28 protein-coding genes are annotated in these 17,520 nt (G+C 34.7%); 14 read left to right on the top strand and 14 right to left on the bottom strand.

Annotated elements, in window-relative coordinates; translation table 11 throughout:
- Positions 1 to 2 precede the first annotated feature (2 nt).
- Together tatC and NsoK4_RS03680 are read left to right on the top strand one after the other, a co-directional pair.
- The gene (tatC, locus tag NsoK4_RS03685; RefSeq protein WP_211688239.1) at positions 3 to 794 is read left to right on the top strand and encodes a twin-arginine translocase subunit TatC; all 792 of its coding nucleotides are present in this window, start codon (positions 3 to 5) and stop codon (positions 792 to 794) included.
- A 27-nt stretch (positions 795 to 821) separates the two neighbouring features.
- Positions 822 to 1,028, top strand: coding sequence for a twin-arginine translocase TatA/TatE family subunit (locus NsoK4_RS03680; protein ID WP_211688237.1), 207 nt, complete (start codon positions 822 to 824; stop codon positions 1,026 to 1,028).
- Here the strand turns inward: NsoK4_RS03680 and NsoK4_RS03675 are convergent.
- Together NsoK4_RS03675 and NsoK4_RS03670 are read right to left on the bottom strand one after the other, a co-directional pair.
- Positions 1,025 to 1,453, bottom strand: a complete 429-nt coding sequence (locus NsoK4_RS03675) for a polyketide cyclase (protein WP_211688234.1) — start codon at positions 1,451 to 1,453, stop codon at positions 1,025 to 1,027. The genes NsoK4_RS03680 and NsoK4_RS03675 overlap by 4 nt on opposite strands.
- A gap of 3 nt (positions 1,454 to 1,456) precedes the next feature.
- Positions 1,457 to 2,014 carry a UbiX family flavin prenyltransferase gene (locus tag NsoK4_RS03670; RefSeq protein ID WP_211688232.1) on the bottom strand — a complete coding sequence of 186 codons (558 nt, stop codon included), beginning with the start codon at positions 2,012 to 2,014 and terminating at the stop codon, positions 1,457 to 1,459.
- 299 nt (positions 2,015 to 2,313) lie between these two features.
- Between NsoK4_RS03670 and NsoK4_RS03665 the strand changes: the two genes are divergently transcribed.
- The gene (locus NsoK4_RS03665; RefSeq protein WP_211688230.1) at positions 2,314 to 3,405 is read left to right on the top strand and encodes a formate--phosphoribosylaminoimidazolecarboxamide ligase family protein; all 1,092 of its coding nucleotides are present in this window, start codon (positions 2,314 to 2,316) and stop codon (positions 3,403 to 3,405) included.
- A gap of 115 nt (positions 3,406 to 3,520) precedes the next feature.
- Entirely contained in the window at positions 3,521 to 3,847 is a 327-nt protein-coding gene (locus tag NsoK4_RS03660; protein ID WP_249111146.1) for a hypothetical protein, read from the top strand.
- Here NsoK4_RS03660 and NsoK4_RS03655 read toward each other — a convergent pair.
- Together NsoK4_RS03655 and NsoK4_RS03650 are read right to left on the bottom strand one after the other, a co-directional pair.
- A complete protein-coding gene (locus NsoK4_RS03655; protein WP_211688228.1) occupies positions 3,837 to 4,079 on the bottom strand; it encodes a hypothetical protein in 243 nt (80 codons plus the stop codon). The two genes, NsoK4_RS03660 and NsoK4_RS03655, sit on opposite strands and share 11 nt — an antisense overlap.
- 163 nt (positions 4,080 to 4,242) lie before the next feature.
- The gene (locus NsoK4_RS03650; RefSeq protein WP_211688226.1) at positions 4,243 to 4,635 is read right to left on the bottom strand and encodes a hypothetical protein; all 393 of its coding nucleotides are present in this window, start codon (positions 4,633 to 4,635) and stop codon (positions 4,243 to 4,245) included.
- Between the two features lie 35 nt (positions 4,636 to 4,670).
- Between NsoK4_RS03650 and NsoK4_RS03645 the strand changes: the two genes are divergently transcribed.
- Positions 4,671 to 4,883, top strand: a complete 213-nt coding sequence (locus NsoK4_RS03645) for a hypothetical protein (protein ID WP_211688224.1) — start codon at positions 4,671 to 4,673, stop codon at positions 4,881 to 4,883.
- 3 nt (positions 4,884 to 4,886) lie between these two features.
- On the opposite strand, the gene NsoK4_RS03640 is transcribed toward NsoK4_RS03645, so the two are convergent.
- Positions 4,887 to 5,099, bottom strand: coding sequence for a hypothetical protein (locus NsoK4_RS03640; protein WP_211688221.1), 213 nt, complete (start codon positions 5,097 to 5,099; stop codon positions 4,887 to 4,889).
- Positions 5,100 to 5,137: 38 nt separating this feature from the next.
- The gene (locus tag NsoK4_RS03635) at positions 5,138 to 5,563 is read right to left on the bottom strand and encodes a bifunctional nuclease family protein (protein ID WP_211688219.1); all 426 of its coding nucleotides are present in this window, start codon (positions 5,561 to 5,563) and stop codon (positions 5,138 to 5,140) included.
- Between the two features lie 139 nt (positions 5,564 to 5,702).
- Here NsoK4_RS03635 and NsoK4_RS03630 point away from each other — a divergent pair, with 139 nt between their 5' ends.
- Both NsoK4_RS03630 and NsoK4_RS03625 read left to right on the top strand, forming a co-directional pair.
- Positions 5,703 to 7,517, top strand: coding sequence for a potassium transporter TrkG (locus NsoK4_RS03630; RefSeq protein ID WP_211688216.1), 1,815 nt, complete (start codon positions 5,703 to 5,705; stop codon positions 7,515 to 7,517).
- Positions 7,518 to 7,569: 52 nt separating this feature from the next.
- Positions 7,570 to 8,397, top strand: coding sequence for a hypothetical protein (locus NsoK4_RS03625; RefSeq protein WP_211688214.1), 828 nt, complete (start codon positions 7,570 to 7,572; stop codon positions 8,395 to 8,397).
- On the opposite strand, the gene NsoK4_RS03620 is transcribed toward NsoK4_RS03625, so the two are convergent.
- Positions 8,390 to 8,641 (bottom strand): hypothetical protein, encoded by a 252-nt coding sequence (locus NsoK4_RS03620; RefSeq protein ID WP_211688212.1) that lies wholly within the window; start codon positions 8,639 to 8,641, stop codon positions 8,390 to 8,392. The two genes, NsoK4_RS03625 and NsoK4_RS03620, sit on opposite strands and share 8 nt — an antisense overlap.
- A gap of 30 nt (positions 8,642 to 8,671) precedes the next feature.
- Entirely contained in the window at positions 8,672 to 8,824 is a 153-nt protein-coding gene (locus NsoK4_RS03615) for a hypothetical protein (RefSeq protein ID WP_211688209.1), read from the bottom strand.
- Between the two features lie 92 nt (positions 8,825 to 8,916).
- On the opposite strand from NsoK4_RS03615, the gene NsoK4_RS03610 reads away from it, so the two are divergent.
- Together NsoK4_RS03610 and NsoK4_RS03605 are read left to right on the top strand one after the other, a co-directional pair.
- Positions 8,917 to 9,150: a hypothetical protein gene (locus NsoK4_RS03610; RefSeq protein ID WP_211688207.1), complete on the top strand. Its 234-nt coding sequence runs from the start codon at positions 8,917 to 8,919 to the stop codon at positions 9,148 to 9,150.
- Positions 9,140 to 9,706 carry a hypothetical protein gene (locus NsoK4_RS03605; protein WP_211688205.1) on the top strand — a complete coding sequence of 189 codons (567 nt, stop codon included), beginning with the start codon at positions 9,140 to 9,142 and terminating at the stop codon, positions 9,704 to 9,706. The genes NsoK4_RS03610 and NsoK4_RS03605 overlap by 11 nt, the downstream gene beginning before the upstream one ends.
- Before the next feature lie 2 nt (positions 9,707 to 9,708).
- Here NsoK4_RS03605 and NsoK4_RS03600 read toward each other — a convergent pair whose 3' ends face one another.
- Positions 9,709 to 10,002, bottom strand: coding sequence for a hypothetical protein (locus NsoK4_RS03600; RefSeq protein ID WP_211688202.1), 294 nt, complete (start codon positions 10,000 to 10,002; stop codon positions 9,709 to 9,711).
- Between the two features lie 80 nt (positions 10,003 to 10,082).
- Here NsoK4_RS03600 and NsoK4_RS03595 point away from each other — a divergent pair, with 80 nt between their 5' ends.
- Together NsoK4_RS03595 and NsoK4_RS03590 are read left to right on the top strand one after the other, a co-directional pair.
- Positions 10,083 to 10,307, top strand: coding sequence for a hypothetical protein (locus tag NsoK4_RS03595; RefSeq protein WP_211688200.1), 225 nt, complete (start codon positions 10,083 to 10,085; stop codon positions 10,305 to 10,307).
- The gene (locus tag NsoK4_RS03590; RefSeq protein ID WP_211688198.1) at positions 10,300 to 10,506 is read left to right on the top strand and encodes a hypothetical protein; all 207 of its coding nucleotides are present in this window, start codon (positions 10,300 to 10,302) and stop codon (positions 10,504 to 10,506) included. Before NsoK4_RS03595 ends, NsoK4_RS03590 begins: the two co-directional genes overlap by 8 nt.
- Here NsoK4_RS03590 and NsoK4_RS03585 read toward each other — a convergent pair.
- The 3 genes from NsoK4_RS03585 to NsoK4_RS03575 are packed head-to-tail and all read right to left on the bottom strand — an operon-like array spanning position 10,496 to position 13,645.
- On the bottom strand, positions 10,496 to 10,867 hold the full coding sequence (locus tag NsoK4_RS03585) for a hypothetical protein (RefSeq protein ID WP_211688196.1): 372 nt from the start codon (positions 10,865 to 10,867) through the stop codon (positions 10,496 to 10,498). The genes NsoK4_RS03590 and NsoK4_RS03585 overlap by 11 nt on opposite strands.
- An 11-nt stretch (positions 10,868 to 10,878) precedes the next feature.
- The gene (locus tag NsoK4_RS03580; protein ID WP_211688194.1) at positions 10,879 to 11,259 is read right to left on the bottom strand and encodes a DUF6659 family protein; all 381 of its coding nucleotides are present in this window, start codon (positions 11,257 to 11,259) and stop codon (positions 10,879 to 10,881) included.
- Positions 11,260 to 11,299: 40 nt separating this feature from the next.
- A complete protein-coding gene (locus NsoK4_RS03575; RefSeq protein ID WP_211688191.1) occupies positions 11,300 to 13,645 on the bottom strand; it encodes a 6-bladed beta-propeller in 2,346 nt (781 codons plus the stop codon).
- Positions 13,646 to 13,738: 93 nt separating this feature from the next.
- Between NsoK4_RS03575 and NsoK4_RS03570 the strand changes: the two genes are divergently transcribed.
- A complete protein-coding gene (locus tag NsoK4_RS03570; RefSeq protein WP_249111143.1) occupies positions 13,739 to 14,359 on the top strand; it encodes an O-methyltransferase in 621 nt (206 codons plus the stop codon).
- Here NsoK4_RS03570 and NsoK4_RS03565 read toward each other — a convergent pair.
- Positions 14,356 to 15,906 carry a hypothetical protein gene (locus tag NsoK4_RS03565; RefSeq protein ID WP_211688188.1) on the bottom strand — a complete coding sequence of 517 codons (1,551 nt, stop codon included), beginning with the start codon at positions 15,904 to 15,906 and terminating at the stop codon, positions 14,356 to 14,358. The two genes, NsoK4_RS03570 and NsoK4_RS03565, sit on opposite strands and share 4 nt — an antisense overlap.
- 246 nt (positions 15,907 to 16,152) lie before the next feature.
- Between NsoK4_RS03565 and NsoK4_RS03560 the strand changes: the two genes are divergently transcribed.
- Both NsoK4_RS03560 and NsoK4_RS03555 read left to right on the top strand, forming a co-directional pair.
- Positions 16,153 to 16,797: a class I SAM-dependent methyltransferase gene (locus NsoK4_RS03560; protein WP_211688186.1), complete on the top strand. Its 645-nt coding sequence runs from the start codon at positions 16,153 to 16,155 to the stop codon at positions 16,795 to 16,797.
- A gap of 213 nt (positions 16,798 to 17,010) precedes the next feature.
- Positions 17,011 to 17,247 (top strand): hypothetical protein, encoded by a 237-nt coding sequence (locus tag NsoK4_RS03555; RefSeq protein ID WP_211688184.1) that lies wholly within the window; start codon positions 17,011 to 17,013, stop codon positions 17,245 to 17,247.
- Positions 17,248 to 17,251: 4 nt separating this feature from the next.
- Here the strand turns inward: NsoK4_RS03555 and NsoK4_RS03550 are convergent, their stop codons facing one another.
- Positions 17,252 to 17,437 (bottom strand): hypothetical protein, encoded by a 186-nt coding sequence (locus tag NsoK4_RS03550; RefSeq protein ID WP_249111142.1) that lies wholly within the window; start codon positions 17,435 to 17,437, stop codon positions 17,252 to 17,254.
- Positions 17,438 to 17,520 lie beyond the last annotated feature (83 nt).

Genomic DNA, 17,520 nt, shown 5'->3' with positions numbered 1-17,520 from the left:
AGATGTCAGAGATTCAAGAAATCAACTTACACCTTGATGAATTACGAAAGAGAATTTTACGAGTTGTTTTAGTAATCGGCATTGTTACAGTATTTCTTTTAACATTTCATGCCGAAACAGTTGAGTTTAATGGAATACAGCTGTATTATCCAACCCCTGAACCACTGAACAACATTGCAGCACAAATTACAAACCATATGAAAGCCAATTTAGTACCAGAAGATGTACAGTTAATTCAAACGGCGCCAGGACAAGCATTCTTTTCCCAAGTATACATTGCAGCACTTGTTGGGATTGTCGTAGGTATGCCAATGATCATAAAAGAAGGTGTAGGCTTTATCAAGCCAGCATTAAAAGAAAACGAAGTCAACGTTAGCAGAACAATATCAATTCCCGCATTAGGACTATTCATTGCAGGATGTGTATTTTCATATAATCTTGTAATTCCATACATTTTGGAATTTCTTTACAGGTATGGTGAATCTGCAGGACTGGTCACTTTTCTAAATGTCGTAGATTTTGTAACGTTTGTACTACAATTTCTGCTGGCATTTGGTTTGTCATTTCAGCTTCCACTTGTGATGTATGCCATTTCAGCATCAGGGATGGTAGATTCAGATTTTTGGAGAAAAAACATCAGGTACGCGATAATTGCAATTGTAATTTTTGGGGCAGTCATAACTCCTGACGGTAGCGGAGTTACAATGTGGTTTATCGGAGGTCCCATGATTGCACTGTATGTAGCAGGCATGATCATTATAGAGCGTAAAGAGCGCAAAAAGTTGAACACTTAAATCTAAAATCAGCAAATAGAGAACATAATGTTTGGAATTAACATTGCAAATTTCATCGCAGGGCAAGAATGGATATTTATCATAATTATTGCAGTAGTGTTCATTTTTGGTGCCAAAAAGATTCCAGAGCTAGCAAAGACATTTGGAAAAGCAAAAGGAGAGTTCGAGAAAGGAAAAATAGAAGGGGAAAAAGAGCTCAAAGACTTTAAGGATAAAGAAGCAAAATCAGATTAGATTTCCACTACTCTGACAAACTCATCTACAATCTTAGAATAGTCATTTTCAATTGTTTTCTTATTCAGCAAGTTTGAAATTTTCATAGTTCCTTTTAGTTTAAAATCAACTAAAATCTTCATTTTTGTGCCATTTTCAAACGCCTCAAAGGTTTCTAAAATATGAGTTCCCTTTGCATCACCACCAATTACAAAAATGTCATGAGTGTCTGGTTTGTTAACCACATGCTTGGTCATCATGACAAGTTCTTTTTCTCCAAGCATCATATGTTCTTCAACCACAGATACATTATTTCTTGTAGATAACACCCTCACAGAAGGAAAGGTGTTTGGAAAGTTTGTTTGATAATTCTTAAAATCAGTTGCAATATCAAAGACTTTGTTTTGTTGAGAATTTAGAAACTTTTCAAAACTAAACTTTGGCAATGATTAGGAAGAACCCCATCGCGGGTATAAATTGTGCTCCAAATCAAACTGATCAAGACATTTTCCCACTCCATGGTTTACTATATCGTCAATGGTTTTTGGTTTTGTGTAAAACTCTGTAACAGGAGGCAATATCACCACACCAAGTCTAGAAAGTTTCAACATATTTTCAAGATGAATCGCAGACAGAGGAGTTTCACGCACCATCAAAATTAATTTTCTTGATTCTTTTATTGTGACGCCAGCTGCTCTGGCAACTAGAGTGTCATCATAACCATTGGCAATTGCTGAAAGAGTCTTCATGCTACAGGGAGCAACAACCATACCATCAATTTTATGAGTTCCACTTGAAATACTAGATGCCATATTTTTTTCATCAGAGACGCTTGTTGCAAGAGATTTCACACTGTCAAGATCATAGTCAGTTTCCATCCCAATGCATTTTTCTGCCCATTCAGACATCACAAGATGCGTTTCAATGCCAAGTTTCTTTAAGACCTCAAGCATTCGTATTCCGTATAAGACACCAGTGCTTCCAGTAATTCCAATGATTAGTCGCATAGAGATTATGAAATTTCATAGTATTTTATCTATTGGACAAAAAAATCAGTTTTGGCACCAGTTAGATTCCAGATTCATCATTTTGTGCTTTCTCAATATCCTGACGTTCTTTTCTTCTTTTCAACCACAATGTAAATCCGCCAACTGCCATTGCAGTCAACAAAATAACTCCAGCCATCTGCAGTTCAAAATAATACAGCACATACATAATCGGAATCCTTTTGAGAAAAATCTTTGGATTAATGGCGATCCAGTTTTTTGAAAATTAGCTATATTAGATCCTAATTTCTAGCCATTGTGTGATAAAACATTCTGAAATCAAAAAAATTGTTGGCAATTACACTGATGTGCGCATAGGTGTTCTAGGAAGCCACTCAGCACTTGAAGTGATGGACGGTGCAAAAGAAGAAAACTTTCAGACTGCAGTGTTTTGTCAGAAAGGTAGAGAAGGTCCATATCAGAGATTTGGAAGAATCGCTGATGAAATTGTAGTATTAAACAAATTCAAAGACCTGGCATCGGCCAAAGTACAAAAACAACTCCGAGATTCAGATACGATTGTTGTTCCACACAGATCACTTACAGTCTATCTAGGATACAAGGCACTTGAGAATTCATTTAAGGTTCCAATATTTGGCAATAGAAAACTTTTCCAAGCCGAAGAAAGAACTGCAAAGCGTAATCAATATTATCTTCTTGAAAAAGCCAGAATAAAATATCCAAAATTATTCAAAGATCCAAAAAGTATCAATAAACCATGCATTGTTAAAGTTCAAGAAAAAAATAGGCCATTAGAGAGGGCATTTTTCACAGTTTCATCATACAAAGACTATAAAGAAAAAGCAGAAGCTAAAATCAAACAAGGCCTCATTGCCAGAAAAGACCTTGAAAAAGCAAGCATAGAAGAACTTGCAATTGGAACATACATGAATTTCAACTTCTTTCACACTCCAATTTCAGATCATGTGGATTTCATAGGAATAGAAAGAAGATTACAAACCAATGTTCATGATTACAATGCGCTTCCAGCAAGACAGCAATTAGATATTGATATTGACTTGCAAAATATCGAGGTAGGACACACTCCTGCAAGCATCAGAGAATCTCTTTTGGAAAAAGTCTTCAAAATGGGCGACAAGTTCGTTGCAGCTGTTAAAAAAGAATATGCACCTGGAATCATAGGTCCATTTTCACTTCAAAGCGTAATCACAAAAGATTTAGAATTAGTAGTGTATGATGTCTCTTTAAGGGTTCCAGGAAACCCAATTGTTGCCACCACTAGCCCATATACAAAATACCAGTATGGTCAAACATTTGGAGTGGGAAGAAGAATAGCCATGGAGATTAGACGTGCAGAAGAAGAAGGCAGACTAGACGAAATCGTCACTTGATCAAAAAACATATTTTATTAATTCACAGCAATAGAATTTGTTAATTGGTTAGATTGGGAATATACTGAATACCATTCGTTCTAATTTTGAATGATTAAACGGTTTGACATTCAAAATGGAATTGCTGATGCCAATTAACAACAATACAAACTCTTTATTGTTAGATTTTGAACTGATGAACATGCCAAGAAATATCTTCATTCGTGAAATCATACTGGCAGAAAAAGAACCAAAACTATGTCCAACTTGCCAAAAAGAGGACAGACTAGAAAAAGAGGTCGTGTATGAGAGAAGATCAGATGGAAAAACCATCTTTTGTTCTAGATGTGAGGCATTGATTGTAATAACAAACCAAAATCTCAAACAAGTAGAACTCGAGGGCGTAAGAGACAATCAGATTATGCTAAAAGAACCACATTTGATCAGAAAAGTCACTTATTAGATTTTAATTCATCAATGATAAATGCCCTGACGCGTGCTATTTCCCAATCCTTTAGGTTGGCAAGTTTGCACTCTTCTTTGATTATCAGCCCTGCCAGTCCTTTGCTCCAAAAATGTCGCTTCACATCATAAACTTCAATAACATTTCCACGCTTTTTTAGCTGAATACTACCATGGCACCTTCGAATAACTTGCATTGCAACATTTTGGTATAACTTCTCAATTTTTGCCATACCATAACTACAAACCACTGGGGAAAATAGATTACTTGGCAAAAGATTGTAAAATCAATATATCACATAAATCAGACAAAAAATTGCTGATGATTAATCAATAGCTATATCTGAAACATGATGAGTTTGCCGAATTATGAAGCAAAAATAAATTTTCAAACCATTATGCAGTTTCATGTACTACAGTAACTGTCATGGATAGTGGAGAGGATAACGCTTCGGGATTGTCAATACTTTCCCAAACAAATACCTCAATAGTATATGTCCCAGGTTCTGTAGGAGTCCAAGACTGTGCGGGTGAAAAAGATTGCCTAGGAGATAAAGAGCCAGTCAACCAAGACAAAGAAATCACAACCTGTTCGTCATTTTTTACCTGAGTCAAATAAGCAAAGGGTTGTACAACATCTTGGCCATTTTTTACATCTGCAGTGATCATGATTTGTCTGTCAACATACAAAGTTGAATCAGAGTCAGATATACTAGCCACAACGTCAGACTCTGCAAATGCAGGTCCAATACCTGCCAAAAAAAATACTAGAAAAATAGCTATCTTCATAAATCATATTATCATGGCAAATATTTAATCTATTCATGGGGAAGCTGCCAAAAAAATTTCCAGAATATGCAATCATGTATAAGACTCTTTTAAAAAAAATTACAGAGTTAGAATCAGAAATATCAAACCAACAGGATTCACAAAAAAATAGAGAACTTTTGGAAAAATACAAAGTAGAAATTGAGAAAATAAGAAAAATGTTTCCCGAGGATTTTTTTGAAGAATTGGATAGACAAATCAGCGATTAGAAATTATTGATGGTCATGTCCACAATCGCATTGATGTTCATGGCCATTAGATGACATTAATTTTTCAACCATATCATCTCGAACTTTGAGTAATTCTCCAACCTGCTGTTTTAATGATCCAGATTCCCAGTTTTCATGTTGCAGTTCTCTTACGGTATCAATGATTTCAAGATCCACATTTAGCAGATTATCCATCAGTTGTTCTTGTTCGTTCATACAATCTCACAAAGATACTACGAATAAAACCATTCGGATTATGCTTCCATGCTTTCTTTGAGCAGATTCTTTCTAACCAAAATAGGAATGTTGTAAAAGGCGCCCAACGCCATTGCATCTGAAGCTCGGTAATTTCTCAAAACCATGTCTTTTTTCCCTGTAAAATACAGATTTGCACGTAAAACCTCGCCACTCTCATAGATTTTGACCTTGACTAGCACTAGTTCATTTTCCTCGCAAATTTCCTCGATCATCTTGTAAATAGAAGGAACAGAATCTGCAGAACTTTCACTAAAACTGGAAATGTGTCTGGCAACTTCGCCAGAAAAGGCCCTCATATGAAATTCCTTGCCATCTGCAGACTTTAGAACAACCATCCCTTCGACTGCATACGGATCTACAAACCCCACATAATCGATCTTTACTGACTCGTAATCAGGTTCTTGTTCTTGATCAATTTCCATAATTTCTACGCATAAAGTAGTAATTTAGGGCTTATAAAGATACTAAAGAAATTTGGTTAAAGTTGTGTTAATTTTTTTATAATGTTTGCACTAGTGCGTAACCCGAAATTATTTAAAATCCGCAATAAAGGATAGCTTAATGTCTACAAATCCAGAACGATCAGTGTCGTATGTTTTGACAAAGTCTGTCACGACATACATGGATAGCGATCCACTGGTACTAGATCAAAATACACTGACAAGAGAAGCTGCAAGAATGCTTCAACATTACCAGACAGACGACATCATTGTAACAGACAATGAAAAGAACCCAGTTGGAATTGTGACAGATGAGGACATCCTCAGCAAAGTCAGTGATGTTACAGTGTATGCGGAGGCAACCACTCTAAAAGACATTATGAGTACTCCTTTAATCACAATTGGTGAAAAGGCAACTTTGCAAGAAGCTCTTCACAAAATGAGAGACAACAGCATTAGAAAGTTACCAGTCCTTTCCAAAAAAAACGAAGTTATTGGGATGATTTTTCAAGGTGCAATTGCAGATGCCATCAGGGATGCCACAGCTACTCCGTCAAGACTTCTCAGTCCGCCTGTAAAAGCTGTTTTGGGAAATCTAGGGTTCGTATTGCAATTTGCAGGGGTTCTTTTACTTGTGCCAGCAATACTGTCAACAATATTAGAAGAAACAGTTGTTGCAACAGGGATTTACCTTACTACCGTTTTATTATTGGTCACAGGATTTTTTCTAAATTCTTATGGTGAAAAAGCTAGTCTGAATTTACAACAAGCATCGATTCTAGTATTTTCGAGTCTGTTTTTGCTTTCATTGTTTGGAACAGTTCCATATCTTTACGTATTGCCAGCAGATTCTACTACTCCTGAGGCGTTTGCAAATGCATTTTTTTCAAGTGCTGCAGGCTTTACAACAGGAGGGATTTCATTGTTTGATACGCCAGAAGACCTACCTCAAAGTTTCACATTCTTTCGAAGTTTCACACAACTGGTAGGAGGAATGAGTTTCATCTATTTGGTAATTACAGCATTCTATCCAGAGTCAAAACTTCAATCAATGCGTGGATTTATCTCTGGAAGGACGCTTCACATGAGAGAGTTATTTGGAACAATCACGATTATCTTTTCAGTCTACATTGTGATTGTGGCATTTTTGCTGTTTTTCTTCGGGGAAAGAAATCTAATAGATAATTTTGCATTGGCCATGAGCACTTTAGCGACAGGAGGGTTTCTTCCTACTTCAACAATCCTAGAGGATTTGATATGGCAAGAACAAGTCATCCTAATGGCCGGAATGATTTTGGGTGCATTGCCATTTACTTTCCACTATGCATTTGTCAGAAAGAAATTCCTTGCCCCAAAATTAGGAAAAGAAGTTCTAACATACTTTGCAATTTTGACTAGTGCAACGTTACTGTTCATGTGGCTTAGTGGATTAGATCCTTTACAAAGTTCATTTTATTCGATTTCAGCTAGTACAACTGCAGGACTACAAGAAGAGAGTTTAGGAGGATTGAATTCAGCAGCTCACACAATATTGATTATTTTGATGTTTATTGGAGGATGTGGATTTTCAACTGCGGGAGGAATCAAGATCTTTAGATTAATGCAACTACGTGACATCAGAAATTTCATCAACAAAGTAAAAAGGGCAAAGTTGCAACCACATACAAGAAAAGAGATCACATCAACATTAATCGTGGTAATGTTATTTCCAATCATCGCATCAATAACTGCAGTCCACCTATCAATCTTAGAAGATGTATCTTATGAAAACGCATTTTTTGAATCAGTTGGGGTGATTACAACAGGAGGACTATCTGCAGGTGTGATTGACATCGATACTGATCCAGCAACAAAAGTAGTCCTTAGTTTTCTAATGATATTTGGAAGACTGGAGATCATTGCAATTTTGTACATTTTCATTCCTAAATTGAGTTGACACAGGTTCAAAATAAGAATAGAATTTAATCTATCTGAAATAAACCAGATTCATGACTGACCAAATAACAAAAAAAGGTCAAAACGGTAAAAAACTAATCATTCTAGGATTTGTGTCCATTGCAATACTATTCATGATGTACTCTAGGTATCAGGATCCAGAACTGTTAACGCCTGATGCAATGGATTCCATATTACGATTAGCCAATGGATTTTATATAATTATGCTGGCAGGCATAGGGGCAATAGCTTATGGAGTTTACCTGTTTCACAAACACAAGATAGAACAAAACAAAAAGGACTTGTTTACAATAATTGCAATAACAACCTGGAACGCAAAGTCACGAAGGGTTTTTCTTGTAACGTTTGTGGTATACGGGGTATTTTTCTCACTGGCATCTGGCACTTTGGTGTATCAGCCTGAAGTAAATTTTGTAGAACATTACGGGGCAGAAATCCCATCAGGATTCATCTCTCCTTGTTGTGACGCTCCAGGATACATGCCAAAGATTATCGTATACCTAACAGAACACGTAGGGCTGCAAATCATTCCAATAAACCTGATGTTACAGGTAGTGGTATCATATCTTGTTGGACTAAATGCAGCAATCGCAGTTAGTGCATATACAATTTCAAGAGGAGGCAGAGGAATGAGTTCAGTAGGGGCAGCCACAGGTCTGTTTATTGCATGTCCAACATGTGCAGGAACATTTTTGTCAATCTTCATAGGCACTGCAAGCGGAATCGCACTGGCCAGCACACTGGTTCAACTACAGACATTATTCATCGCAATATCCATACCAATACTTCTTGCAACACCATTTATCATGGCTAAAAAATTAAGAAATGCAGATGGAAGTTGTAAAATAAACCCTAGTTGAATTTTTTAACTTCAGGTATTTTGTGATTTCCTATATCATAACCGTCTCTACGTAGGAATTTTAGGGTTAATTTGTAAATTAATTCATCATGATCTACTTGCTCAAGTATTTCAGACCATAACACCTTGCCATTTTTCTCAATTTGTTTTTTAAAATCAGGATTCATAGATTCAGCAATATCCCGACACTGATCAAATGTTTTACCGTTTTTGTATGCCCTAACTCTTCTATCACATGAATCCACACAATCATAATACATGATTTCTAAATAAACTTAGAAGTTCATTCCAAGATCCTTCTTGATTTTTCTCAACAATGAATCATCATTGTTTTGTCTCCATTTTTTGTACTGAAATAATCCCATTGCAAGAGGAAGGCCAAAAAACACAGCCATGAATGCTGTGTGCAAAACCCATATCTCAACCATGCTTAGTAAAGTAATCAAGTTTATTTAAAAATAGTAATGAAAAAATCGTCAAATTCCTGATAAATCAAATACTAGCAACAAAGTAAAGAAACATGGGAATTGCAACAGAAAAAGACTATGTAAAGTTCTTTTTGGATTTGCAGATGGGAAAAGAAGTCACATTATACAACTTTCTCAACAATGAGAAGATGATCATGAAGGGGAAATTAGACAATAAAAATACGAATAAAGAGAGACTCAAAACAGGCATGGTAATTCTGGATAAACTGATAAGTGAAATTAATGAAATTGGAGAAAAAGAGGTCATTGAAAAATATGGAAGATGATTCAAAGATAATCAGAACAGAGATCATGCGAGTTTTAAACGAAAATGGTAAGATTAGAGCAACAGACCTAATGAAAAGAGTTCTCAAAAAGGTAGGTAATGAAAAGATGATTTACAGAGAAATAAGCTCACTAGTAGAATCAGGAGAAGTCGAAAAAAAGATTCACAGCAAGTCCCACATTGAATACGAGTTGATCAATATTTCTGAGTCCGTAAATAATCAATTAAAAAATTTGCATAAAGAATTAGAGATTTCGCTATCAGAGCTTCAAATGTTTGATGAGAGCACACAACAAATGAAAATGAGTTTCCATCAAAGAGTAAGATCAATTATTCATTTTATCCATATTGTGCAGTCAATAGAAAGCATAATGAAATTTTTATCCTATTATCCGTCTTTTAAAAAAGACAAGATGTTTTCACAGATAAATAGGAAAATCGACGATTATTGGGAAAAAATAATGCAATTTGTCACACAGCAATCAGAAGATGAATTTCTCAATGAGGTAATTGCAAATATCAGAATCACCCAAATAAACTCCGAAAACGTCAACTGAAATCACTCGATGATTTTTACAAGATATATCGGCCTATCAGCCTTGTGTTCATAAACAAATTCAGAGATTTGGATATTTTTGATTCGCTCATCAGAGAAAAAATGAACATATGCTCGGTTATCAGCTGTCAGTAATTCACAAGAGTTATTCATGCAAAATGTTGCAAGATTTTCATCGTACTCGCGTTGTTTAAGGTGTTCACCAACAACAAAAATTTCAGCGTAATCTTTAAGTAAATATTTGCTGTCTTCACTTGCTAACCACTTGCAGTTTTGATCAATCAAAACATTTTTCATGCAATGGTTACAAAACTCCAATATTTAGTTCATTATTTTAATACAATAACTCTTATGTTCAAAAAAAGATTTTACATATTATGGATGATAGAAGAGAAGATACATCAGAAGAGTCATTTGAAAAACATCTTGTCTATTACAAGTCACTTTCAAAAATAATCAAAGATAATCAAAGAGAGATTGAATCAGAGGCGGAAGAAACGATAAAAAATCATCTAAAAGAAAGAATCAAGGCAATGAATTTAGATAAAGAGCGGATTGAAAACATGTTTCCAGATAAAATAAAGGAGTTGAGGGATGAGTAAGCCAAGCGAAAAAAACCACAATAACCACCTAGACATGCTTCAAGATTACAAAAACTATCTTGTAAAATACATTCAAGAATTAGAAAAACTAGATAATCAGTCCGAATTTGCAAAAAAATGGAATGAAAATACGATAAAAGAGAGAAAAGAAGAAGTCACAGTTATCGATAAAATCATCAAGAATTTAATCAGATTTTAGATTTTTGAACAGTAAATTTCTCAGAAAACTGATAAAGAGTTTCACAAAAACCATCTAAACGTTCAGGAAGCACTTCGTCTATCCAGGACAGTTCCTGTTCAACAGAATAATCAGGCAAGGGTTTTGAGTTAGTTTTTGGTTTTAGCAACTCCAGTTCACTCTCAAATAGTTTTTTCAGATTTTGTTTTCCTTCTTCTGTGAAAACACGACCACAAGGCATCAAGTCAATTTGAACGTGATAGTGGCCATTTAGAGGATTTGTTTTAGCTTTAATGAATGGCATGTTGTTTTGCATACAGTTGCGATAATGCTTGTCATACTCAAACATCTTAGAATCTGCAATGTATTTTTTTATTGCCAAATCAAGACAGATTAAATTTCAGATGTGATTTTCTTAATTCGAGTAATTATTCGAAGTTTATTATCAATTGGCATTTCAGGCTCCATTGTAAAATATACAATGTTTCTTTTTGTATATATGACCATTTGAGATACTTTTTCTCTTTCAACATGAACATAACGAACTTTTCCAAGAGATTTGTCAAATTCTTTTCTCATTGCACGTCGTTGTGCTACTTGTTTGCAGAAGTGTTCTTCTTCTTTTTGAGATTTTAGATTGGTTTTTCCGGCTTTCATTATGGCTTCACGGATATTTCCTTTAGGATCAATTATTGCAGCAAATCTCATCTTTGGATCCAAATTAATCATCTGTTGAACCAATTTCAATAGGTCGACTTTGGTTTTTCCTGCCATAGTGTAAGGCAAATTTAACTAAATATATTCTATTGAAATTTCATACTCGAATAATTCCAGAATTTACTAGATATTCAATGGAGTTTGCAAATTCTTGATCGGATACTAATCCATCAGCCCACCAATTTGCAGAATTTTTTATCCATTTTGGAATTTTTGTTTCTTGTAAAGTAGGAGCATGTTCTAATTCAGGAATCACAATTATCTTTTCTCGAATCATAAATTCGATTCCGGATGCAAATTCTTCATCAGATATCTTGTTTTCATTCCACCATTTTGCGTTATTGCGTATCCAATCAGGAATTTCAATTGAGCTTTTACCAAAAATCGAGGCAAATTTTTGAATCCTGTTAATCTGAGAGTCAACCACCCACACATTTCCTTTAGAATCAACATCTAGTCCTGCAATACGGGCAAATTGACCAGGGCCATTTCCAAAACTACCCCATTTTGCAATAAAATTACCATTTGCATCAAATACGATTATTCTGTAGTTTCCCGTATCAGACACATAGAGGTAGTCGTTTTTGTCAAGTGTTAACGACGAAGGATTCTGTAGTTGTTTGTCATTTTGTCCTTCACTTGCAAAGGATTTAATGAAAACGCCTGTATTTTTGTATTGTAAAATTCTGCTATCATCTGAGGACAGTAAATACAGATCATTGCTTCCATCAGAAGATATTGATTGGATTGAGGAGAATTTTGCGGATGCAGTCAGAATAGATTCAATGGTTTTCACATAGGTACCATTTGAATTAAATTCTAAAATTTTATTTTGATTATTATCAGAAACAAAAAAGTTTCCCGAGGAATCAAGGGTTATGTCACTTGGATTTTTTAAGGATTGGTGTGCAATTCCAGAATTCCCCCAGTTTCGGATAAAATTCCCATCATGGTCAAAGGTTACAATTCTAGAATTACCCGTATCAGCTACATGAATAAAACTATCTTCGGCAAAAATAGCAGAAGGGTTACGTAATTGTCCATCGCCAGTCCCTACACTACCCCAGATTTTTTTTAGATTTCCAACATTGTCAAATGATTTGATTTTAGAATTACCAGAATCTAATACAAATAATTCATCACCGTGAGAGATAGACAAATCAATTACTTTTGAAAAATCAGTTATGCGACTATCAATAGTCAGTAATAACTCAGGTCCAAGTTGATGTTCTGGTGAAATTTTTTCAGAGGGAGATACAGGTGTGCCAGAGATAAAGAAAACTGCAAATGTTTGGACATCGCCATATTTTACATACATTTTCCAAGGCCCTTCCTGAGAATTAATTGACAAGATATGGGAGATTGTAAATGTGCCTACGGAAGGGTTAGAAAAGGAAAACTGGCCACTTTTATTTCCCAAAGAATCCTCAAACCAATACGTAATCTGTTTTTCAACTAATTTACTTGTGGATACTTTGGCTTGGATTGTTTCCCCGGGCCTATACTGGGATTTGTCTAAGAGCAATTCAATTTCAAGTTCTTTTGAAACAGGCTCATCAAGGGATTCGGACAAAACATCAAAGGTTCCAGAAAAATAACTTCCCGCATATTCAAATTCATACTTGAATGTACCGATCTCAGAATTAGTGACGCCATCTAGAAAGAATCTAGTCAAAGAAGAATCAATCGGGATTACTTTGGTCATTATTTTTCCAGAGGGGAAGGTAACAGAAAGGGTTCCAGAACTATCAGTCAATTTTGGAATTACAATGTTGAGTTCAACTGAGTTTCCAGGATCATAAAGCGACTTGTCTGTTCCTAAAAATATCGAAGTTTTAGAACTGTAATCTGTTACTTCAAATGGAACATCAGCTTGAAGATTATAGTAGTTTACAACAGCACGATACTTTCCAAATGGATTGTATTTAACCAAGTCAGCAACAGAAAATTGTTGAAGTATAACTGGTTGAGAGACCTTGAGTTCGATATCATCAATCAGTTTAGCAGGCCTTCCATTCTCATCGACAATATGCATGGAAAGAAATTGTGCATTTGCTGCATTTGGATTATAATAATTTGTAGAGAATCGAATGGTTGCAACATCACCAGGCAAATAAGTTGTTTTATCAGCAGTCACTGTAACAGTCAAGGGGTCAACTTCAACATTGACTTGTTTTGTAGCATTTTTGTAAGAATAGTCAAAGGTCCAGGTTCCAAACTGGTTGTCAAATGCATTTCTGCTTATAGTGTGTGTTACTTTGGAGGCCTGAATGTTTTCAAAAAAGCCATTTAACATGGCACCGTCAGGTTTTGTGACATTCCAATTAATCTTACCGCCAGAATACTTGTCAAGTTTAACAAAAACTTTGAGCCAGTCATTTGGCCCAAACACTTCTTTTTCCGCAACTGCATCTAGTTCTAAAGCAAATACGTTTTGAGGCATAAATAATACGATTCCAAAAATCAACAAAAAAAGAAAAAATCTCATATTTCTTAATTAGGTAGGATTAATTTATTTCAAAACAAGGGATAAACATTGGACGACACAATTGTTAAAGTTCTAGAGGAATTAGAGGAACGCTCCATACTTGAAAAAATAAGGAAGGTTGATGTTCTGCCAGAAGAGAGAATGCTGGCCATAACAAAGGAAACTGGCGAGCTGCTAAACATGATTTTACGAATAAAAAATGCCCAAAATGTCCTAGAAATCGGAATGTCGACAGGATATTCCACAATATGGTTTGCAGATGCAATCAAAGAAAACAAGGGGCAAATATTCACAATTGAAAAAAATCCAAAAAAGATCAAAAGAGCAGAAGAGAATTTCAAAAAAGCAGGAGTTTCAGAGATCATAAAAATCAACCAAGGAAATGCAATTGAGATTTTAGAAGAATATTCTAAAAAGCAGGAATTTCAAAAATTCTTTGATTTTGTGTTCATTGATGCAGACAAAGAAAATGTAGTCAAGTATTTTGAACTGGCGTTTCCCATGATCAAAAACCAAGGAGTTATCGTTACAGACAACATGCTGTATCCAGAAAAATATCGAGAGGAGATGAAAAAGTTTTCAAACTATTTGAAAAACCATCAAAAAGTAAATACAATTACCAGTCCAATAGGAAACGGAGAGGAAATAACAATCAAGATAAGCGACTAAGAGGCCTCATCTTTATTTTTTGTCGCCTTAGATTTTGTTTTAGCATTTGTTGCTTTAGCTTTTGTTTTAGACTTAATTGTTTTAGCATTTGTTGTTTTCTTTGAAGAGAGTGACTTTAGTGCAGTGTCTTTTTCTGATATCTCTTTTTTTAGTTTAGCTTGTTTTTCTTTTAGCTTTTTGTTTTTTAGTTTAATTTGTTCTTCAATTTTCTTTCTTTTTTGTTTTAGTTTTTCATATTCTTTTTCTTCTTTTTCAAGCTGTTTACGTAATTTGTTTTGAGATTGAAGTTTTTCTTTTTCTTCTTGGGTTTTTTTAGAAATGTTCTCTTTTTCTTTGGCAATCAGGGTAATTAGTTTAAGACGTTCTTCTTTAGTACTAATCAGATCAGCCTCTTGGGATTTGATGGATTTTTTTAATTTTTCAGCTTCGGCTAGTTTTTCTTTTTCTTGAGAAACAGCAGAAACGATTTCCTCATATTCTTTTTTGGCTTTTTCTAGTTCATCTTGTTTTTGTTTAATTTCGTGCGCTATTTGTGCCTGTTTTAAGAGTCTATTTTTCTGCTCAGTTGTCATTTTTGCAAGAAGTGTTTGTTCCTGTGCTATCTGTTTTTCAATTTCTTCTTGTTCAAGCTGCGCGTTAACTAATTGTCTTTTTTGCTGTTCTAGGTCTTTGGCAAGTTTTGTTTTTTCAGAATGAATTTTTTTCAGAACCTTATCTCTTTCAGATTTGATATTATCTAATTCTTTTTTCTGAATTAAAATTTCTTCAGAAAGATGAGTTTGATTGGCAATTTTTTCTCGTTCTTCTTTTATTTGAGATTCAAGTTTAGCTTGCTCAAGTTTAACTTGTTTTTCATAATCCTGCCTGTTCAAAATTAGTTGAGATAGCTTTGAGCGTTGTAAACTTATTTCATCATAGATTTTTTTCTGGCTTTCAAGTTTTTGTTCTTCAGTTTTTATCTCTTCATAGATCCCATGCAAATCTGCAGAATTTTCAGGAGGAGTCCACCCCTTGGGCATAGTTCCTCTTAATTTTTCAGTATGTTCAATTTTGGCTTCTCTTTGCGGTGTTGCAGGTGTAGGTTTTTCAGAGGTAGGTTTTTCATGTAGTTTTGACTCTTCAAGGAATTCTTGTTTTGCATTTGTGCTTGTTTGCATACTTTCAGATGGAATGTTTTCAGTAGAGGGCATGGGTAGATTACCTAGAGAATCTAATTTGCTTTCCAGATATTTTTGATCTGAATGATAAAGGGTCTTGTTGTTTGCCAACATGTCATAGATATGTTGCAGTCTTCCGGCATCGCCTTGTCCAGAATCTATTAAAAATTGGATTTTTTCAAGAATATCTTTTGGCACATATTGTGTTTCTTCTTTTAAGACAATTCCTGCTTGTAATTTTTTTTCAAGATACATTTGATCTGAATGATAAAGGGTCTTGTTGTGTTTTAGGAATTCCAAAATATGATATAGGCGTCCTGAATCACCTTGTCCAGAATCTATCATCGCCTCTACTTTTTGAATTGTTTCTGAAAGTGTTAATTGTGCCATGTTCATCATCGTGATTATTTATTTGCAATAAGTTTACCTAAGTATAAAAAAACAACTTTAGTTAATTTTCCAAAAATGTACTAAAAAATTGATTCAATCAGGCTCAATTCAACAGTTAGTACATGGTACTTTTCACATTTTAACCATATTTTGATGTGATTCATGCAGAACAAATCTATTTCAAAGTAAAAATCAGTGTTGAAAACTATCTTTCATATTTTTGAATAAAGTTCACGTAACGGAATTATGTCTAATCGAGTAGTTGAGGCATATAGAAAATATGCCGACAACTACGACTTTGCAGTAAAACTCTATCGCTTGTTGGGAATTAAAATAGGAAAATATCGAGACATTGCAGTTAACTCACTAGATCTGTCAAAAGGCGATACTGTAGTTGAGCTTGGATGCGGTACTGGTTTGAATTTTTCTCGGGTTTTAGACAAAATTGGAACCGAGGGAAAACTGATTGGGGTTGACATTACTGATAAAATGCTTGATCAGGCAAGAAAACGACGAGATGAAAACGGATGGAAGAATGTCGAATTGGTTGAAAGCGATTTTGCCGAATATCGATTTCCACAAGAACTAGATGGAATTTATACAACAGGCGCACTGCAATATTCTTCCCAATATGACAAAATAATCAAACAAGGATATGATGCACTAAAGCCTAACAAAAAATTTGTTATTATGGATTTTAAAATGTCACAAGGGCCTGCAAAGATTTTTGCACCGTTAATTGTATTTTTTACAAAACCATTTGATGCAGATGAGGAATATCTCAAAGGAACTGCATGGAAATCTATTGAGAGGTATTTTGAAAAGACTTCTTATCGTGAAGGTTGGGGAGGATTTTTGTATGTTTCAGTGGGAACGAAGATTCAAGAATAACTGCTTATTGTTTAATCTAGTCTTTGATTTTTGAGAGGGAATCATTGGGTTTCAAATTAAATTATGTTTTAGAAACATACACAAAAAGTGCAAAAACCAGACACAGATTATTGCAAATTTAAAAAAACTTTTGAAAAATTTTTACTTTATCATAAATTTAATCAGATTAACTGAGAAATTGGAATTTATTAATCAGTATTTAGCCATCAAATCATGAAAAGTGGCACTGCAATAATTCTTTCAGGCAGCGTCATGGTAGTTTTAGGATTGATCCTGTTTTATTCGATTCAAAGTGGACCGGATTTGGATTCATCCATTAGATCAATTAAACATGCAGGCACATTTATCGGTCTAATGGGAATCGGCGTACTCATGGCAGGAATACTGCTATATTTGATCAACAGAAATCAGCCAGCAATACAAGAGAGTTTTGATGCAGACCTAAGATAAGGAATCACCTACAAGAAAGGATTTTTTTGAATTCATCTACAGGTACGACAAACTTGCATTTTTTGCAGAACAACACTTCTTTGTTTGCCATATCTCGAATAGAGGTAGGTATTTTTCCACAATAAAGAGAATCACTTTGGCAATTTGGACACTGAGCCAATAAGTGTTTCATTCCAAATTCATTTGTCATGTTCATAATCTCATTATACAACAATAGTATATTAGAAGAAAGTAGAAATTATACTAGTGCCAAAAACATGAAATTATTATAAC

The organism is Nitrosopumilus sp. K4, assembly GCF_018128925.1.
GTDB lineage: Archaea > Thermoproteota > Nitrososphaeria > Nitrososphaerales > Nitrosopumilaceae > HKST03.
The sequence above is the reverse complement of the archived record's forward strand: the minus strand, read 5'-3'. Positions and strand labels throughout refer to the sequence as shown.

Coding starts and splice junctions, on each gene's coding strand:
- tatC (WP_211688239.1), top strand. CDS start 3: ATGTCAGAGATTCAAGAAATCAACTTACACCTTGATGAATTACGAAAG.
- NsoK4_RS03680 (WP_211688237.1), top strand. CDS start 822: ATGTTTGGAATTAACATTGCAAATTTCATCGCAGGGCAAGAATGGATA.
- NsoK4_RS03670 (WP_211688232.1), bottom strand. CDS start 2,014: ATGCGACTAATCATTGGAATTACTGGAAGCACTGGTGTCTTATACGGA.
- NsoK4_RS03660 (WP_249111146.1), top strand. CDS start 3,521: ATGGAATTGCTGATGCCAATTAACAACAATACAAACTCTTTATTGTTA.
- NsoK4_RS03655 (WP_211688228.1), bottom strand. CDS start 4,079: ATGGCAAAAATTGAGAAGTTATACCAAAATGTTGCAATGCAAGTTATT.
- NsoK4_RS03650 (WP_211688226.1), bottom strand. CDS start 4,635: ATGAAGATAGCTATTTTTCTAGTATTTTTTTTGGCAGGTATTGGACCT.
- NsoK4_RS03645 (WP_211688224.1), top strand. CDS start 4,671: ATGGGGAAGCTGCCAAAAAAATTTCCAGAATATGCAATCATGTATAAG.
- NsoK4_RS03640 (WP_211688221.1), bottom strand. CDS start 5,099: ATGAACGAACAAGAACAACTGATGGATAATCTGCTAAATGTGGATCTT.
- NsoK4_RS03635 (WP_211688219.1), bottom strand. CDS start 5,563: ATGGAAATTGATCAAGAACAAGAACCTGATTACGAGTCAGTAAAGATC.
- NsoK4_RS03630 (WP_211688216.1), top strand. CDS start 5,703: ATGTCTACAAATCCAGAACGATCAGTGTCGTATGTTTTGACAAAGTCT.
- NsoK4_RS03625 (WP_211688214.1), top strand. CDS start 7,570: ATGACTGACCAAATAACAAAAAAAGGTCAAAACGGTAAAAAACTAATC.
- NsoK4_RS03615 (WP_211688209.1), bottom strand. CDS start 8,824: ATGGTTGAGATATGGGTTTTGCACACAGCATTCATGGCTGTGTTTTTT.
- NsoK4_RS03610 (WP_211688207.1), top strand. CDS start 8,917: ATGGGAATTGCAACAGAAAAAGACTATGTAAAGTTCTTTTTGGATTTG.
- NsoK4_RS03605 (WP_211688205.1), top strand. CDS start 9,140: ATGGAAGATGATTCAAAGATAATCAGAACAGAGATCATGCGAGTTTTA.
- NsoK4_RS03600 (WP_211688202.1), bottom strand. CDS start 10,002: ATGAAAAATGTTTTGATTGATCAAAACTGCAAGTGGTTAGCAAGTGAA.
- NsoK4_RS03595 (WP_211688200.1), top strand. CDS start 10,083: ATGGATGATAGAAGAGAAGATACATCAGAAGAGTCATTTGAAAAACAT.
- NsoK4_RS03590 (WP_211688198.1), top strand. CDS start 10,300: ATGAGTAAGCCAAGCGAAAAAAACCACAATAACCACCTAGACATGCTT.
- NsoK4_RS03580 (WP_211688194.1), bottom strand. CDS start 11,259: ATGGCAGGAAAAACCAAAGTCGACCTATTGAAATTGGTTCAACAGATG.
- NsoK4_RS03575 (WP_211688191.1), bottom strand. CDS start 13,645: ATGCCTCAAAACGTATTTGCTTTAGAACTAGATGCAGTTGCGGAAAAA.
- NsoK4_RS03565 (WP_211688188.1), bottom strand. CDS start 15,906: ATGGCACAATTAACACTTTCAGAAACAATTCAAAAAGTAGAGGCGATG.
- NsoK4_RS03560 (WP_211688186.1), top strand. CDS start 16,153: ATGTCTAATCGAGTAGTTGAGGCATATAGAAAATATGCCGACAACTAC.
- NsoK4_RS03555 (WP_211688184.1), top strand. CDS start 17,011: ATGAAAAGTGGCACTGCAATAATTCTTTCAGGCAGCGTCATGGTAGTT.
- NsoK4_RS03550 (WP_249111142.1), bottom strand. CDS start 17,437: ATGACAAATGAATTTGGAATGAAACACTTATTGGCTCAGTGTCCAAAT.